Genomic DNA, 15576 nt, shown 5'->3' with positions numbered 1-15576 from the left:
GTCAATTTGAAAAATACAGGAGGAGTCCTATTCATCAGGACTCCTCCATGTAAAAAGGCTGGCACTTTTATTATATCCAGCCTCATTTTTTTCATAAATGTATATCATAAGAACTTTCTATGCGTTTTCTTTCCATCATAGGTGAACAGAACAGGGCGGTTTTCGAGGACAGTTTCCAAATGAACGGCACGGCCCCAGACTCGGTACACGTATGGAAGGGTTTTTTCTAAATATTTGACGTCCAATTCCACCCCTTCATATTCGTGTTTCAGGTAGAGTTCTCCATTCCGCAGGTAATCTCCGTCCCGCACAGTGATTACGGGAAAACCACCGTTTACTCTCGCCGCGCAAAGTTGATCGCGCACTTTTTCCCAATCTTTGCCGGAAATTTTCCATTCATTTCCTGATTTTTGGAAGATATACAAATCCATGTCTTCCACGAGTTCTTTCGTCAAATAATTGCGCAGGAAAGAGATATCCGAGTCGAATTCCCGGATTTCAAACATGCCTTGACGCCCAACTCTCTTTTCGAGATCCTCCCAGATTTTGAGGCCGATATGGTAAGGATTGATGCTCGTGCGCGAAGGAAGTACTACCCCTGCGTGCATACGTGCAAATTCGATCGCTTCATCTTCTGTCATATCCATTTCTCGCATGATGCGAAGATGCCAATAGGTCGCCCATCCTTCATTCATGATTTTCGTCTCGATCTGCGGCCAGAAGTAAAGCATTTCATCACGCGTGATGGAGAGAATATCCCTTTGCCAATCTTCCAACACTTTGCTATGCTCCATGATAAAGAGGACAACATCTTTTTCGGGACTTTCCGGGAATTTCTGATTCAAGATCGGAGCCCCGTTTTTCTTTTCTTCTACTTTGCTTCGTTCGTCAAGGCTCCATAAATCGTCATAAGGCGATTCAGATCGCGCGACGTGTTTTTCCTTCGGCTCTTCCCTGCGCGGAGGACGATTGCGGAAAACAAACGACGGGTCGATATGTTCCTGAATCGCAAGCGCCGCATCTAGCAGCTCTTCGACAGCATTGATCCCGTATTCGATTTCGTAAGCACGTATACGTTCGGCGGATGCAGCCATGCTCTCTACCATAAAACGGGACGTATGAGCAAAACGTGCATTGTTTTTGAAGAAATCACAGTGTGCCAATACATGTGCACAGACCATTTTATTTTGAATCAGAGTATTCCCATCCAGGAGAAATGCATAACAAGGATCGCTGTTGATCACCAATTCATAAATCCGACTGAGCCCAAAATCGTACTGCATTTTCATTCTGTGGAAGGCTTTATCAAACACACAATAAAATGAAGAATTTAAGAGGCCGACGACGGCCTCTTTTTTCATGCGCTTGTTTGAAAGGTGAGTTTGTTTTTCGTTCGGATCTCTTCAAGTATTTCATTAATTGGCCTACCATAATTCTGTGTGTGTTGCTTTGTTAAATGCGTATTGTCCTGAGAAGGGTATCGTTCACCGACCATCGGTAATGCGTCAGCAATAAAAGGGGATTCGTATTCTCCTTGTGAATTCAGCCAGCAAGCGATGTACTGAAAACGTTTTGTTGCTTCGAATGCCTGCTGTGGGGAATCAAAAGTACGACTTAAATATGGCATGAGCGTTTCATATACTTTGTGGTTTGTATTTTTAAAGATATGCCAATTCGCACTTGCCGACAACATCATATCTACGAATCCCGGATACTTCTTGAATTGTGAGAAGTGATGAAAAACGACAATAGGTGCTAATCGGTACTTAGGTCCTTCAGATAACATTCTTTCCATAAAGTGAACCAGCCCTGGCGAAAGAAATTGGTGCGGTTCGTTAAGAACCAAAAATGTACCTACAGCCTTTGACTGCCCACCTTGCGCTACTTTAATAAGAAAGACATTAAGTACAATCCAATAGAGAAGGATCTCTACCGCCCGTTCAGATATTTGACCTGTTGGTATGCGGAAAATTATAACCTTGCCTTCATCGATCCAGCGATATAAATCCATGAGCGGATTTGGATTTTGACAAAAGATTGGTTTTAAAAACTCGCTATTCATTATCTGACCAAGTCGCCGCATTACTGGTGCGTAAAGTTGACCTTGCTTCCCTTCACTCATTTTGTCGAAGTCCTTCCATATATCCATATCAAAGATTCCGTCTAATTCCTCAATCTTTTGTTGGCGAAAAGTCTTTGACATAAACATTAGTTTGATACCCAACGGATCACCATTGACGACCTTTGATGCTTCTCTGAGATAATCCCCCGTTTGAAATTTATCTTCGTCACCATCACTGAGAAGAAACTGCGCGATCTCTTCTGCTATTCTGTCTGCAGCTATCCTCATATCTGGAATATTCCTCACGATACTTTCTAAGCCAAGGTAAATAGGATGATCAGTATTCCCGAGGTCAAAATCCAAAACATCCTCAGGCGGTAAATGGTCTCTGATCGCGTCACCCATCCCTCGATGACCATTCCGCTCATTTACAACATCCGGTATGATTGCACCGATGTTATGTTTTCTTTTCGCTTCTACGATCATATTGATTACGTGTTGATCTTTGCCCATCCTCGGACTTCCACATACGATCCGTGGTGTAAAAAGAAAGTCCTTATCCACGGTTGGTATACGAATGTTGAATGTGTTACCTCTGTCTGTTGCGGTTCCTACTAAAATACCACGTTCGTCAAGAAATGCTTTAGGTACTTCTGATTCTACTCGTTGATTGGATTCGAGCGCTTCTTTAAACTCCAATTGCAGATCGTGAGTCGGCAATTGCTGTAATTTACCCATCTCATCAATACTCATAATGTTTGGGTCCAGGTCTTTTATCTTCCATTGTCTTAAATCGTCTAATTCTTGTTTCGCTCGCAGATTTATCTTGACCGACTGTAGCCGGTTGTCTCCCGAAAGATCTTCGAAAGCAACAGCAACCGACCTGGCCAACATTCCGCGTCGTATTTCGTCTGATGAATGAACCGAGTAGCGAATTATTGTTTTGAAAGTAGGCAAGTTCCGCTTTTTCTTGGTACGTTCAGATAGATCGCCATTTACCAATAGTTCTTCCCTTTCCGGATTAACGATTTTAGGTCTTTCTCGCTTGGAAACCGGTTCACCACTCTTGTGGAAAAATGTATGCTCAAAAGCTTTCATCACATCTTGAAAAAGACTTTTTATCTCAAAAACAAATTGCGTCATTAGCAAAAATAGGTTTCTCAGCATTCTACCAGGATCAATACCTGCTCGGAACGGTACACTCCCCTTATTCCACTGCTCCCAAGCAAAATCGGCAACTTTTTTCCACTTCCCTCTATCCATTGACTCCGATCGTATAAATAAATCGACGGATTCGCCGGCCTTCAGTTCATTCGATACGTTCATGAGGTCGCGAAGTGGTGACGTTTGAGCAGCATAATTAAAAGATAACGAGAACATATCATGACGCTTATATTTCAACCTATAAAGGTCTGTATCTTTATCTGGTGGAAAGGAAAATTCATTCACGGGCACTTCCTCTAACGTGCAACGCTTCCATTGTTCGTGACCTCTAAACTTCGTCTTAAATGCATCCAGAAAGTCTACAGGCATAGAGACGTAAAACTCTATTCGTTTCTTATCTTCTTCATCGCCAGGTTCTGCTCGCATCTTTACGATCCACCAAAAGTCGGGTCTTTGTCTAATGGCAATATGGAAGCCTTCTCGGTGTTGCCACGGATATTTTGCTTGGGGAACCGAGAATAACTCAAAAAGTGTTGCCTGCAGCTTACGCGATTGAGAATTCAAAACTGATTGGTGCGGTATGATTCGAACGACGGCTCTTTCTATTTCGTGCCGTTTAATAAATTTCACGAGCCCAGCACCCGCCAAATAACACCTATCCAGAAAGTACCCATCGCCCTACCGAACCATTTTGATGGATGAGAGCCGAAGAGAGGAGCGATCATCATTCCTCCGGCGCAAACGACAATAGCGAAAGTGATGATTTCGGGCGAATTAGCATTAAGAATAGTGAGTCCGTGATCCAGCAGCTGTGCTAACCACCCTCCTAGTTTCGTACCAAACAAATCGACTAACCAGCTGCCCACTGTATTCGTTCCATCCGCAAGCCTATCGACTAACCAATGGCTCGCATCAGGTGTGGAGGGTGCAATCGGCCCCTGTATTCCCTGATCTAAGATTCCCCCATTGATTGCAATCTTGATACTCATAGCAGAGGCCCCCTTAGATCTGACTTAGCCATTCTTGAATATCTTTCGCATGCCGAATGATGAGATATCCGGATGCCCCACCAATCAGCATTTCCAAAGCCTTCGTCCTATTACTGAACATCCAAGTTGCACCTGCAAAAACTACTACACCTACACAAAGCCAATCTGCTATCCCAAGTACAGTAGAAAATACATTTGCCCACGCGCTCGCCTTTACACCGGCGGCAAGAACTTTTGTTGGTGCAAATGCTAAATGGATTCCCAATGCTGTCTGTAATAGTGGGTAAACACTTTTTTTGTTTTTTGGAACAACATGACCATCTATAAAAGCGTTCCAATCCAACGCTACCGCTTTCCCCATTAACAATCCTCCCTTTGCATAAAAACTCTTTGACTTGGTAATTCTTCAATCTGAGGTGGTGATAACAATGCCTTTTATCATTAGCGCAGCCATTGGTGGAACAATTGGTCTTATCGCTAACACAGTCAGTGGGATTACTCCAAACCTTCAACAAATCGTAGATTTTTTTGTTCGCTAAAGCTAGGACTTGCATTTTTTAAATGTCACGCGCATACGCTTGTAGCGAAAGCGAAGCGCTGGCAAGCGAAGCGGAAAGCGAATATAGACCATCTGCGACCCTTTTTAGGGTCTTTTTTTATTGCTTGTTTGGATGATTAGTCGCTTGATACGTTATTGCATTTGGTTGATTAGATGTTTGTTGTAATGTTTGCTGTTGTGCCGCACGCATTCGTTGCAGTTCTGCTGACAGCATTCGTTTTACCAACTTTGAAAAATTGGTTTTCGTGACAATCTGTTCATACATAGCACGCTGTTCAGGATCATCCAACTTAAAAATGATCGTTTTTCGCACTTCTCCGTAAGTCATCTCATCATCCTCCTAATCATTTATCGATTCATTGTTGATGTGATGCTTGATTCTTTAAACATTCGTTGGTTGCTTGATGATATAACTTACGCGACACCGATTGTCCAAAATTCTTCATTTTCGTAACAAAGACGTTTAAAAATACGCAAAACCTGTCCAAACTATTACCATTTAATACTAGTTTTGGAGGATTCATATGGGATGGTTTGGATTAGGGAAGGACAGAACAAAATTGGGGAAATTTTTGGATAAACATGGAATTCATCAGGAAGATCTCGTAAAGCTAAGTGGTGTCAGTCGCTCGACAATTTATCGTTTATGTAAAGATAAAGATTACAAACCGCATGTTAAAACCGCTAGAAAAATAATCCTATCATTGCGGAAATGGGATGCTCAGATTTCATCTGAGGATTTTTGGTAATAATTAGGAATTCTAAGATACACATATGAGAAAAAACCGCCCCGATCAGTAAGGCCGAGGCGGTAACATTATCATGATTTAAAGAAGCGCAGCTTAAGGGGAGAGGTTGAAATGTAGATATTCTGTTCAAGATACCCATTTACAATCTGCTGGGTTCTTGTGAGAGAGAAACCTTTTAAACGATGTGATCCGTAGATTGTGACTTTCAGTCCGCTCTAAATACTGAATTTCGCAACACAACAAAGGCTCTACCCATGAGGATCACGCTGAAAAGTAAAGAGCCGTTTGGCATGGCAGGTCTTTATGATACATGGACAGCACCGAATGGAACTAAGATTAATACATGTACGATCATAACCACAAGACCTAACGAGCTTGTTGGCGAGATTCATGACCGTATGCCGGTGATTCTTCGGCCGGAAGATGAAGCGATCTGGTTGGATCGGGAGAAGCAGGATGTTGAGATGCTACAATCGTTGCTAGTACCCTATCCTGCTGATGAGATGAGGGCATATCCGGTATCACCGCTCGTCGGGAATGTGAAGAATGATTCGGTAGAGTGTATCAGGGAAGTGTAGAATGAAACCCTGGCTAAGCCAGGGTTTTAGTTTACACTTATCTGTCAGTATCCTCGTCCTGAGTCCCTAAATTGATTATGAACCTGTTTCTTCTAATGAGGGTAAAGTTTCTTTAATTCGTTCTATTATTATCCGACCTATGTTAGCATTGAATTGATCACGTACATTCTCGTTCCAATTCCTTTTATCCTTGTCATTTTCATACGCATCCTTCAATCTCGGAATAATGTCCTTGTATACTAAAAGTAATTGTGCTGCTTCTTTGTAATTAGCCTCAACACTTGCATATTTACCGGCGTATGAAACCAGTTCAAAGCTTCCATCGTGGTGTAGTTCTAGTTCGATTTGTTCACTATTTGTATTTAGTGTAAAACGTAGTGATTTCAAATCATCATTGCCGTAAAGAAAAGCAAGTGTCGGGAGTAGTTTCGCCACTCGATCACCTCGGCTCTTGTAGTACTGTGTATCTTCCAATGAGGTTCCCCGATACCCGCTCAATTCCAATATTCTCATAGGTGGATTACTTGGGATCTCGCCTTTCTTCTCAAGGTACAGATAATATAACCAATAAAACATATCTGGATCTATCCTATATTCTGAAGGCAGTCCTACAGATTCCGTTCTTTTGCCTTCTTCCCAATCTATTAATTCTGAAGGCTCCAATAAGTCCCTTTTGGTCCTGTTAACCTGTTGACTTCTTGCGGAACCTTGGACGGCAACATAACACGAACCGCCGTTTTCAAAGAAAATAACATCAGTTTGAGTTATGTTTATCCTTTTCTCCAAGGGTAAAAGTTTTTTCTGTGAATCGGTCCATACTTGCCGCGGGCGTTGAATCTCCACTGAAGCTTGCACAACTTCTTCATTGGTTCCGATACCGGTTTCAAATTTAGTTATCATAGGCTCTTCTTCAAGTGGAATCCATTTTGCAAAAAGTTTCTCGTTTTTCGGCCATTTTGGATCATCGGGAGTATGTTCGAAACATCCTCGTTCCTTTATCCGTTCCACGACCTTTTCAAGATTCATATTTTCTTTTATCTTTATTATCGTATATGTAGGCATAATTACCAAACCTCCCAATCAATCACAATCAATAAATACGGTATGTGTATCCAGCTTTATATCCACAAATAAAGCGATTGCAATTTTAGCTAACAATTTTTTAAGCCAAAATTTAGCAGCTGGCTCAGTTCCAAGTACAAGATTAACAGTTCTTACGTTTCTCATATTTGGGAAAAGATGAAGCGTAAATTCCAAATCAACATGATCGAGTGGATCAAACTGAGGCTGGAAAAAATGAATTTTAGATTGTCCATCATCAATAACCACCATTGAACTTGTTTCATCATGGCTTGTCCCGTCGAACTGATGACCAATCATTCGTTTATTTCCTATTGGGCTTAAGAAAAAACCACCTACCCAACGAAGAAGTTTGATCCACATAAGGTTTTTTATTTTCATATTAATGTCAAGACGAACCTTGTGGGTAATTTCATGATTGTTGGAACGAAAAGTCGAGTGGTTACGTCTATTTTGTACATTGACAAGTTTCGTGCTAATCTCGATTGGACGTTTCCACAAAAACGCTAGTAATGCTATAAGACTACTAACTACAGCTACATCAATAGTTCCTTTGGTCGCATCAGGGATATTCTTAGATAAGGTAGGAAACTTTGATATAATAGCTGACGCAGGCCTAAACCCTACTAGCCAAACAATAGTAAGAATTATGGGCTGAGAAAAAATCTTTATTATGGTCATTGAACAACCCCACCCAAAACCTCATCCAACCAACTCAAATCATCAGACATATCATTTATGTGAATCAATCCCGACTGATATATATTCGCAATAGCCGGTATTTCCTTCCCCATATAGTATAGAGATAAATTAACCACATCGTTATCATATAGCAATTTCAGTAAATGATTACTAACGGCCTGATCGGAATAAAACTCATCAAGTAAATACTGAATATCCTCATCGGGTTGGATCGAAAACTCTAGTTTCCGAATCCGTATATCACTGTTTTCCCTAGAGTGCAGCAACAAATTTTTAAAGGCGCTTGGAGTGAAGAAAAACTGGGTGTAGCCTCGATTTGTCATCCGTTCAGTTACTGACCATAGACTCTTTGAGTCTACAGAATATGGAACTCCTACAAATTTGCTGAAAACAAGACAGTCATCCAACTTAGATTTATCGGATGACTTATTCTGTAAGAACAATTTTAATTGTCGTTCCATATGTGACCCCCTCCTCTAGACAGTCACACAAATTATGTATCAGTACGTTCAATAGCCCACTAAAGATATATTCCGCGCAAGAATACAAATTCCTTTGTTACACCTTTAAAAATGCGAACAGATATACAGTTGGTTCTTTAATAATACAATAGCAATTTTTTACTGTGCAATCATCAAAAAATGTACAAAATGATACAAATAACTTCAAACCATATTGAGAAAAAACTCAGCACTTTCTGATAATCCGTTTTGAAAAATTGCGATATAAGGATGGTAAACCCGGCATTACGCCGGGGTTTTTGTTTTCGCCAACACCACATGTTTCTCAATCGCCTGCTCCACAATTCTCTCAAGCGGCCCGATCAGACCAACCGCCTTCTCCTTCAACGGACCAAGGTTGGCCAATACCTCCTGCACCGCCGCTTGTTTGACACTGGCCGCGACTTCCGGAGTGAATAGACCTTGCGCTTTGAGCCCGGACACAATGCGTTGGTTCGTATCGGCAACAACCATCTCCGCTATCCGCTCCACTGTATCCAAGATATCATTCACCGATGGTTCGGCATCCGGTGGGATGTAGGGCGCGATCTTCTCCTCGATCTTCTTTACTCCACCACGCAAGCCCATTGTCAGTGCAGTTACGGCAATGGAAAGGCCGGCAGTTGCAAGGTAGCCGGCCGCATTGGTGAGGATTTCGTTCATGGTGATTCCCCCTTATGCTTTTTGGTGGTACAGGTTATAGATAGTCTGCGCCAGCATAGCGCGAGTAACAGGCTGATCAGGATTGAAGTTTCCGTTTGCATCTACACCCATGATTCCTTCCCGAATGACATATTCGACTGCTTTAGCGAACCAGGCATCAGCAGGCACATCGGCCGGCAAGTCGTTTAATGCGGCTGCCTTTGGCGATAATGTCGCAGGAGCGATAGAAGTCGCAGACACTGTCGGCAGGATCAGGTTTGACTTGATACCACAGAAATGCTCATCCGTACAATGCTGCATGTCCCACCAGCTCACATGCGTAAACCCTGCTTGTTTGCACAACTGCACGAAACGCGCCATGTCCGCACTTGTGGCCCCATCATATGCTTGGCCAGTCGGCGCGATCGGTTTGCCAAACTTTCGATAGCTGGCAATGGATGCATTGAAAGCTACGGCAACGTCCCAGCCCATTGTGGACCAGTAAATCTGCGGCATCATCACGTCCACGAATGCGGCATACTCGTTGAACGGTACTTCTTTGTGGTAGTCTGCGATCGCGTAGGACGACAGCCCGATTTTCAGATTCGGGAAGAGCGCCCGAACTTTTTGGCCGTACTGAGTCACCAGTGCATTTTTGCCCGTCACATCCTTCTCGGCATCAAGGACGATCCAGTCGGCCCCGGCTTCCACCGCTTGGCGGAGAGCATCGACCTCACCGTCAACATCGGTTAGGTACTGGTACGTCCAGCCACCGACGGTTAAACCTTCTTTCTTAAAGAGCGGGGCCAGGCGCTTGAATTCGGCCATGAAGCGTTGACTGACGGGATCCCCAACGAGGTTCCCGTCGCTGTATTTCAGAATGACGCCTGTTACGCCTAGTTCTTTCAGCTTGGCAATGATGGCATTGGCGTCGCCGCCAAAAACCTCCCAAGGTTGCCAGATAAAAAGATGTGTGCCGTCCCAAATGTTTGCCATACTCATTCACTCCTTTGTTGTTTCATAGCAAACGGCTATCATTTACTCGTACCGTTTACCCCCGTAAATAACAAAGCCCACCGGATGGTGGGTGAAGTGCAGAACAGGATCGCCAGGATTACCGATTGTGTGGTAGGCATGGTTCTTATCAATGTATTCCCCTTGCATTTCAATCGGTTCTCCTTCTTTGAGCCCTTCAATGCGCTCGCTGAGTCCCATTTGGTCTCCGTATCTAACTGCACAGAATGCTTCGTCTTTCCAAACAATACTTGGATCTGCGCCTTCGATGCTAATTAATTCAAGATCTCCAATGAGAAAGTGCATATGACCAACCCCGTGATGGTTCACGTCATCTTCTACCTTCTTGATTACCGCTTTGACGTGAACCTTTGGGCCTCGCAAGGAAATCGGATGGTTATGGTGTTCCATATGTTTGTCTGCCATCGTATGGCCGTGGTGTGGGTGATGTTCAGCTGCTTTTTTCAATTTCCTCTCTCCTTTGTTTTTCAACTAATGTTTGACGAAATAAAAGAGCGCCCCGATAGCCCCTGTTATTAAGGCCCCTATGGCACTCTTAACGATCCAGTTTTTACTCTCTTCTAATTCTTGTACTCTCTGAATGGCAGATTCAGCTAACTGAAGCGCTTTTCGGCTCCGCTCATCGACTTCATCAGCGTCTTTGCCCTTCTCTTCAAGTCTCATCATTCGTTCATCAAGCCTACGCACATCCGCTGCCACCTTCTGTACTGAGTCGTATATTTCTCGTAAAGTGATTGTGACGCCTTGTTCACTCATCAAGATCACCTACTTTCGAGCAAATAAAAAAGTCATCACCGCTATCGATGATGACTTATGGTTCAATACACTTAAATGCAAATATCTAAATGCGAATATCGAGGTTTAATCCTTTACCGGGTTCACTTACCGAAGGTTGTATTTGCTGAGGCTGCGGAAGAACAGCTAATAAATTTTGCATGTTACTAGCTGCTTCATCCATGACTTTTTTCTGTAGCACAATTTGTACTTGTGATTGAATTGCTGTTACATCCATTTTTTTCACCTCCTTTCTCGATTTTTATTCGCTAATTCTGAGTTATTCCCCTTTTTAAATGCACTCCTTATTTTGAAAGATTAGAAGCTACATACCTTTCTAAGTAAAGACGATTTTGCTAAGTCTCCTGGTGTTGGATAAATAATGCCGGGGCAAAGATCTACCCCGGCTTCTCTATACGCATCAGCCCAGAGAGTCGAGCAGATGCGGGTTTTGGTTTCCTTGTACGGCCACACCCGATGAAGTTTGTAACGTGCCCACTCCCATGCAAGGAGAAGGTAATCATACCGAGTACCTACGAAATCCGTCACGTACTCGACGATCTCCTTTATTTGCTCGTTAGTGAGCGAATCACACGTGTAAACATCTGCCCGACCTGCATAATAATCGAGGCCCTGGTATCCGGTTTTCCGAAAACCCTGGGCCTCAATCAGCTCATTTTCTTTTACTAACCCTGCCACATGACAATATGGGCTGTCTGTTACCTCTTCAATGATACGCCCCAACAGATCAGATCCCCCTACAAAAATCAGGTCACCAGGGCGAATAACAAAAGACGTCATTTGTGCTCTCCTTTCGCTTTTTAAATCGGTGTTGATGCTACAGGCGTTGATGCAACGGGAGTAGACGCTACAGGTGTAGGATCATCCCATGTGATTGCATTCACCTGGTCAACGGTTGTACTTTGTAAGACTTGATTCTTCTTGGACCAATATTTCTGGATCTGGCTGTCCTTGAAATTAAATGCGTCCCTGCACAATTGGATGAATTGATCCCGCGTGTGTGTGAGTGGCCCTGCATCGACGGTTTTCCATGTGATCGATGTAATTGTGCTGTCGACGTTCAGTAGCGCCAATGTTCCTGCAAAGTTTCGCTGTGCCTCTTCATCGAAGTCATATTGGTGAGGCGCACCCAACGCTGACGATGTGAAGCCAGCGAGAATCGTTTGATTGCACATCTGATCCAGTTCAGCTATCTTCCGCGCTTTTACATCCTCAAGTAAACTAGCCGCGTAATCTGGCTTTTGGACAAGTTCATCGTTCTGCACCATGTAATACTGCGGATTATTAAACGCATCCACAACCTCCTCCGGCGCGGAGTCTTTAGGTAAAGGCCCCAAGACTCCGCAACCAGACGGTATGTTTGTCCATTCTTCGGCGATACCAAGATAAGGCGCACCGAAGATAGAGCCGTCTGATAGATTGTATAAGAACCAATAATTCATACGTTATCCCTCCTTACGTGCCAATGGCGATCCAATCAAACACAACGGTATTTGCTGTGGTATTTGTATAAACCCCAAACCCCGTGTTGCTTGGTTGCCCGTTCAAAACCGTTTGATATAACCAAGATCCGCTTTCATTGATTAACACAACGATGGGGATAGTTCCCGACGAAAAAGGCGTAGGAAAAGTCACAGATGTATTATTAGAACCCGAAGGAATGCTTGCTCTACCGGATTGAATCTTGTACCCACCGGACAGGACTTGGGCGATATTGTGACCATCAATTTGCGGGGATACTGTTGTTCCATCAATTCCCGTATAAACGATAAACCGAGAGTTTCCAAGCGCATCAACAACGCTCCAACTCGTTCCCTTGCTATTCGGTTTCGCCCGTATGTTCCCGTATGCGTCAGTAAAGATACCGTTAGGAGCAGAAGAAACTAACGTATTCGCTGTTCCCGGCCAATTCCGCATCCCACCCCAATCCGACGCCTGGTACAACGCCTGCACTTGTGCAGGAGTCGGGATGGTGTCGGAAACGATGGGGAAGTCGATGGTGCCGTTAGCCATTAGGCTATTTGGACTATCAGACCTGCACCCAACATAGACCCTTTGAGCGTCCGTAATTTGTATAGTGGAAGCTACGCTGTATTGTTTCAGTGGTCCTCCGTTTATGCCCACCCACAAGTACAAATAACCAGAAACAGGATCATCTAAAACCGCTGCAAAGATTGTATCCCCTGCATTAAATGTAAACGGATCAGAAACTACTTTAATATTGTTTCCTTGGGAATCCGTTTTAGAGAATTTGAAAACGTTCGCGGTATCTCCGCTCGCGGCAAAGTTAACAAAGTGCAAGAGGTACCGAATTCCCGTGACGTTTTTGTCAGTAGCGCTTATAAGGGTAGCATCTGCCATAGCGCCACTTGTATTTGGGTACTCCGGCTTCCACACCAATGCCCCGAACCAACGACTCGGCAACGGCTGACTCAACGTATACCACAACGAATCCGCGTTCCGCGTAGCCGTTTGGGACGTGGAGTCGTTTCTGATATAGGTCGTCGGATAGCCTTTTTGCTCGAATTGGATCGCGTCGAAAACGTAAGTTCCTGCATCCTGTACTGAACATAAGACATTCGCGTTATTCGCGTTTGATGGCGATGTCGCTGTTACTACGCCTCTTACGGGTGTTACTGTATTCCCATTCACGTAGGAGGAAACTGCATTCGACAAGTAGGTAGATCCGTTGAACCAGTCTATTTCGATTAAAGATCCCTTTGATCCGGTATTGGAAGAACTGATAAAACCGGATGCGGTATAGACCGTACTTGCTGATAATCCAGAAACGTTTTTATAACAGCTCCCCACTACTCCTGATAAACCAACGGCAGAGAGGCTATAACTTCCGCTAATCGGATTCTGCGTCAATGCCCAGGCTACACGTGAATCCCCTGCCGTGTTTATATACCATCCATCCGGGAAGGGGGCCATGACCTGAGCGTTTTTGACGACAACGCCAGAATCGCCATAAACGCCAATCATGAAGCCGCCAGTCAGCGATGTATCTGTAACAGTTGCAGTACCAAGTAAAGTTCCTCCCGTACCTACACCGCTATAGATTTTTGCTGTCAGATTCCCGTTTATATCAATAGAGAAAGTAATTGTGTAGGTACTTGAAGCGGCAAGCGAAGCTATATTTACTAAAGACGAGATGGCTGAAGGCGCTCCTCCATTTACTTGCTTAGCGATATAGAAATTTTTAGACGACATCGCTATTTCCGCATAGTATCGGCTCACCGCGCCTGTATTTTGAACTAATTCCAAGTTTAAAAATCCATTCAAAGATGATGGTGTTGTAAAGGTCGCCTGTACTGTTAAGGCTAAATTCTGTCCACCACTACCCGTAAGAGGTTTCCATGCACTATTTCCTGCTGTCATCCAAGAACCATTTGCCCCGCTCGTCGCTCCGCTTGCACTAAATGTAAAGCTCCCCGATTGCAACGTCCAAGGAGCAGGAACGCTTGAACCTGAGTAAGATGTCAATGAATCACTAAACACGACCTGCGTACCCGTGAACGTCTCAAAATCGCTGTTATAGACAAGGTTCGAGCCAGGTTCCTCGATGAACGCCCCTTGCCCGAATCTTCCTTGCTCTGTGCGAAGGACGTTGATTCCAACCGGATCGAGATTCTTCCTCGTCGCGTTGGTTGCGCGAGAGAAGCTTTGTTTGCCTGTTTCGAGCAGGTTGCGGAAACCGCGCATAGGGTTTAGCGCATCGGATATCACGCCAGCGAATGTTGCATTCCCTTGGCCGTCGTCTATTACATTTTTGAATGTCGATACCTTATGCGATCCATCGACGGCCACCGAGAAGTCTTTGTTACCGTTCTTTCCGAAAACGGACCAAGTGGTGCCTACGGTGACTGCCCCCGGATTGATCGGTAGCAAGTTTCCGTATTGGTCCATCCCCATGCCTAATGGATTCGGTGGTGCAAGATAAACCGGTGCATTCGGGTTGCTGATACTGTTTGTACCGCCTAGGATTAACTGCCCGCTTATTTGTATACTCCCGCTCTGATCCACAGTGAGAACGGAAGACGCCGACTCGTTGATAAAGTTCAGCTTCCCGTTTTGATCGACCTGCAGGAAACTGGTCTTCTCTACATGAGTCGATCCATTCCAGAAGCTGCGCGTGAAGCCCATCTCATACGAAGGGTAGTTCTGCTGCGAGGTCGCTTGCCCCGTAGCTGCGAGCGTTTGATTTGCTGCGAATGTGTTCGCCTGGTTGACCCCCGCAACGCCCGAATACTGAATCTGTGAACCGGACACGTTCAATGGAACGAGTGAGCGGCGATCGATGATGTTCGCTGCTGTGATCTGCGTTGCATTGGCAGGAACGTTGATCGCGTACAGCTTGATATATCCTGGATCGGCCCCCGGTTCGATTGGGGAAGCTGCCGCAACCCCTTTCTTGACCACGAGCGAATACGTTTGATTGATGTCGTCATGGCCGATCTGAATGATATCGATACGTGGATACGTTGAATCGGCAGCTGGTACCGTCAAGGTTACGGGATTGCTGTCATTCGCGATCCGATATCCATCCACCCATGCGCGTCCTTGCCCGATGTTCACCGTCATGTTGGGTGTTGCAGGAAAAGTTAACGGAAAGTCCGTAAGTGCAACGACACCGTTTCCGAAGAAGTCCAGATCCCGGTTCATGAAGTCCTGGCGGTGATACTTGATGTTGTCGTAAAACGTAATGGAAAGCGTCAACT

General features: G+C 44.4%; 18 protein-coding genes. 2 read left to right on the top strand and 16 right to left on the bottom strand.

What is annotated here, in order from left to right; genetic code table 11:
* Positions 1 to 104: 104 nt before the first annotated feature.
* The 5 genes from DNHGIG_RS13550 to DNHGIG_RS13530 all read right to left on the bottom strand — a co-directional run bounded on the left by DNHGIG_RS13550 (position 105) and on the right by DNHGIG_RS13530 (position 5102).
* Complete coding sequence (locus tag DNHGIG_RS13550; protein ID WP_282200088.1) at positions 105 to 1361, bottom strand: SpoVR family protein; 1257 nt, start codon at positions 1359 to 1361, stop codon at positions 105 to 107.
* Positions 1358 to 3856 carry a hypothetical protein gene (locus tag DNHGIG_RS13545; RefSeq protein WP_282200087.1) on the bottom strand — a complete coding sequence of 833 codons (2499 nt, stop codon included), beginning with the start codon at positions 3854 to 3856 and terminating at the stop codon, positions 1358 to 1360. Before DNHGIG_RS13545 ends, DNHGIG_RS13550 begins: the two co-directional genes overlap by 4 nt.
* Positions 3853 to 4215: a hypothetical protein gene (locus DNHGIG_RS13540; protein ID WP_282200086.1), complete on the bottom strand. Its 363-nt coding sequence runs from the start codon at positions 4213 to 4215 to the stop codon at positions 3853 to 3855. Before DNHGIG_RS13540 ends, DNHGIG_RS13545 begins: the two co-directional genes overlap by 4 nt.
* A 13-nt stretch (positions 4216 to 4228) precedes the next feature.
* Positions 4229 to 4576, bottom strand: coding sequence for a hypothetical protein (locus DNHGIG_RS13535; protein WP_282200085.1), 348 nt, complete (start codon positions 4574 to 4576; stop codon positions 4229 to 4231).
* Positions 4577 to 4871: 295 nt separating this feature from the next.
* Positions 4872 to 5102 (bottom strand): hypothetical protein, encoded by a 231-nt coding sequence (locus tag DNHGIG_RS13530; protein WP_282200084.1) that lies wholly within the window; start codon positions 5100 to 5102, stop codon positions 4872 to 4874.
* Positions 5103 to 5298: 196 nt separating this feature from the next.
* Here DNHGIG_RS13530 and DNHGIG_RS13525 point away from each other — a divergent pair, with 196 nt between their 5' ends.
* Both DNHGIG_RS13525 and DNHGIG_RS13520 read left to right on the top strand, forming a co-directional pair.
* Positions 5299 to 5523, top strand: coding sequence for a helix-turn-helix transcriptional regulator (locus DNHGIG_RS13525; RefSeq protein ID WP_282200083.1), 225 nt, complete (start codon positions 5299 to 5301; stop codon positions 5521 to 5523).
* A 254-nt stretch (positions 5524 to 5777) separates the two neighbouring features.
* A complete protein-coding gene (locus DNHGIG_RS13520; protein ID WP_369414713.1) occupies positions 5778 to 6101 on the top strand; it encodes an SOS response-associated peptidase in 324 nt (107 codons plus the stop codon).
* 75 nt (positions 6102 to 6176) lie between these two features.
* Here the strand turns inward: DNHGIG_RS13520 and DNHGIG_RS13515 are convergent, their stop codons facing one another.
* From DNHGIG_RS13515 to DNHGIG_RS13465, 11 genes are all read right to left on the bottom strand, one after another.
* Complete coding sequence (locus DNHGIG_RS13515; RefSeq protein WP_282200082.1) at positions 6177 to 7163, bottom strand: hypothetical protein; 987 nt, start codon at positions 7161 to 7163, stop codon at positions 6177 to 6179.
* 18 nt (positions 7164 to 7181) lie between these two features.
* Positions 7182 to 7862, bottom strand: a complete 681-nt coding sequence (locus DNHGIG_RS13510; protein WP_282200081.1) for a hypothetical protein — start codon at positions 7860 to 7862, stop codon at positions 7182 to 7184.
* Positions 7859 to 8344 carry a hypothetical protein gene (locus DNHGIG_RS13505; protein ID WP_282200080.1) on the bottom strand — a complete coding sequence of 162 codons (486 nt, stop codon included), beginning with the start codon at positions 8342 to 8344 and terminating at the stop codon, positions 7859 to 7861. The genes DNHGIG_RS13510 and DNHGIG_RS13505 overlap by 4 nt, the downstream gene beginning before the upstream one ends.
* A 285-nt stretch (positions 8345 to 8629) precedes the next feature.
* Complete coding sequence (locus DNHGIG_RS13500; RefSeq protein WP_282200079.1) at positions 8630 to 9046, bottom strand: hypothetical protein; 417 nt, start codon at positions 9044 to 9046, stop codon at positions 8630 to 8632.
* Between the two features lie 12 nt (positions 9047 to 9058).
* Positions 9059 to 10021 carry an S-layer homology domain-containing protein gene (locus tag DNHGIG_RS13495; protein WP_282200078.1) on the bottom strand — a complete coding sequence of 321 codons (963 nt, stop codon included), beginning with the start codon at positions 10019 to 10021 and terminating at the stop codon, positions 9059 to 9061.
* Positions 10022 to 10063: 42 nt separating this feature from the next.
* Entirely contained in the window at positions 10064 to 10507 is a 444-nt protein-coding gene (locus DNHGIG_RS13490; RefSeq protein ID WP_282200077.1) for a hypothetical protein, read from the bottom strand.
* 24 nt (positions 10508 to 10531) lie between these two features.
* Positions 10532 to 10816 carry a hemolysin XhlA family protein gene (locus DNHGIG_RS13485; RefSeq protein WP_282200076.1) on the bottom strand — a complete coding sequence of 95 codons (285 nt, stop codon included), beginning with the start codon at positions 10814 to 10816 and terminating at the stop codon, positions 10532 to 10534.
* Positions 10817 to 10901: 85 nt separating this feature from the next.
* Positions 10902 to 11072 carry a hypothetical protein gene (locus DNHGIG_RS13480; protein WP_282200075.1) on the bottom strand — a complete coding sequence of 57 codons (171 nt, stop codon included), beginning with the start codon at positions 11070 to 11072 and terminating at the stop codon, positions 10902 to 10904.
* An 80-nt stretch (positions 11073 to 11152) separates the two neighbouring features.
* Positions 11153 to 11635, bottom strand: a complete 483-nt coding sequence (locus DNHGIG_RS13475; RefSeq protein ID WP_282200074.1) for a C40 family peptidase — start codon at positions 11633 to 11635, stop codon at positions 11153 to 11155.
* Positions 11636 to 11655: 20 nt separating this feature from the next.
* Positions 11656 to 12297, bottom strand: a complete 642-nt coding sequence (locus DNHGIG_RS13470; RefSeq protein WP_282200073.1) for a DUF4376 domain-containing protein — start codon at positions 12295 to 12297, stop codon at positions 11656 to 11658.
* Positions 12298 to 12310: 13 nt separating this feature from the next.
* Complete coding sequence (locus DNHGIG_RS13465; protein WP_282200072.1) at positions 12311 to 15574, bottom strand: gp53-like domain-containing protein; 3264 nt, start codon at positions 15572 to 15574, stop codon at positions 12311 to 12313.
* Between the last annotated feature and the right edge of the window lie 2 nt (positions 15575 to 15576).

Origin of the sequence: Collibacillus ludicampi, from assembly GCF_023705585.1 — a bacterium.
In the GTDB taxonomy this organism is placed as follows: domain Bacteria; phylum Bacillota; class Bacilli; order Tumebacillales; family BOQE01; genus Collibacillus; species Collibacillus ludicampi.
Note: the sequence above shows the minus strand (reverse complement) of the source record. Positions and strands in the feature narration are given on the sequence as shown.

Coding starts and splice junctions, on each gene's coding strand:
- DNHGIG_RS13550 (WP_282200088.1), bottom strand. CDS start 1,361: ATGAAAAAAGAGGCCGTCGTCGGCCTCTTAAATTCTTCATTTTATTGT.
- DNHGIG_RS13540 (WP_282200086.1), bottom strand. CDS start 4,215: ATGAGTATCAAGATTGCAATCAATGGGGGAATCTTAGATCAGGGAATA.
- DNHGIG_RS13535 (WP_282200085.1), bottom strand. CDS start 4,576: ATGGGGAAAGCGGTAGCGTTGGATTGGAACGCTTTTATAGATGGTCAT.
- DNHGIG_RS13530 (WP_282200084.1), bottom strand. CDS start 5,102: ATGACTTACGGAGAAGTGCGAAAAACGATCATTTTTAAGTTGGATGAT.
- DNHGIG_RS13525 (WP_282200083.1), top strand. CDS start 5,299: ATGGGATGGTTTGGATTAGGGAAGGACAGAACAAAATTGGGGAAATTT.
- DNHGIG_RS13520 (WP_369414713.1), top strand. CDS start 5,778: ATGAGGATCACGCTGAAAAGTAAAGAGCCGTTTGGCATGGCAGGTCTT.
- DNHGIG_RS13515 (WP_282200082.1), bottom strand. CDS start 7,163: ATGCCTACATATACGATAATAAAGATAAAAGAAAATATGAATCTTGAA.
- DNHGIG_RS13510 (WP_282200081.1), bottom strand. CDS start 7,862: ATGACCATAATAAAGATTTTTTCTCAGCCCATAATTCTTACTATTGTT.
- DNHGIG_RS13505 (WP_282200080.1), bottom strand. CDS start 8,344: ATGGAACGACAATTAAAATTGTTCTTACAGAATAAGTCATCCGATAAA.
- DNHGIG_RS13500 (WP_282200079.1), bottom strand. CDS start 9,046: ATGAACGAAATCCTCACCAATGCGGCCGGCTACCTTGCAACTGCCGGC.
- DNHGIG_RS13495 (WP_282200078.1), bottom strand. CDS start 10,021: ATGGCAAACATTTGGGACGGCACACATCTTTTTATCTGGCAACCTTGG.
- DNHGIG_RS13485 (WP_282200076.1), bottom strand. CDS start 10,816: ATGAGTGAACAAGGCGTCACAATCACTTTACGAGAAATATACGACTCA.
- DNHGIG_RS13480 (WP_282200075.1), bottom strand. CDS start 11,072: ATGGATGTAACAGCAATTCAATCACAAGTACAAATTGTGCTACAGAAA.
- DNHGIG_RS13475 (WP_282200074.1), bottom strand. CDS start 11,635: ATGACGTCTTTTGTTATTCGCCCTGGTGACCTGATTTTTGTAGGGGGA.
- DNHGIG_RS13470 (WP_282200073.1), bottom strand. CDS start 12,297: ATGAATTATTGGTTCTTATACAATCTATCAGACGGCTCTATCTTCGGT.